Here is a 376-nt window from a genome sequence, read left to right as displayed (position 1 = left end):
GGATTAGAATATAATTTTTTTTATCCTCCATTAGCTGATGAAATTGAGATTAGTTTAATTGGTACTGGCGGCGGTTATGGTGAATCTGTAATTGTTAAGCTAAACCTAAGTGAATGGGCAATTATAGACAGCTGTATTAACCCAAATTCTGGAAAATCTTTACCTTTAGAGTATCTTGAAAAAATTGGTGTTGACTATAAAACACAAGTTAAATTTGTTATTTGTACCCATTGGCACAATGACCATATTTTAGGCATTAGTGAAGTTTTAAAGAAATGTGAGATGGCAAAATTTTGTATGCCAGATGTTCATAATAGGGATAAATTTCTTTTGCTAGTTGCTTTAGATAGCAAAAAAGACAAATTAGGTTCTATAT

General features: G+C 30.9%; 1 protein-coding gene. It reads left to right on the top strand.

Annotated features, from left to right (window positions below; all coding sequences use genetic code 11):
- On the top strand, nt 1–376 hold a 376-nt coding region (locus tag IU405_RS00320; RefSeq protein ID WP_197436678.1), incomplete at both ends, for an MBL fold metallo-hydrolase.

This window comes from Polaribacter sp. BAL334, assembly GCF_015767435.1.
Lineage (GTDB): Bacteria > Bacteroidota > Bacteroidia > Flavobacteriales > Flavobacteriaceae > Polaribacter.
This window is presented reverse-complemented; position numbering and strand designations above follow the sequence as displayed.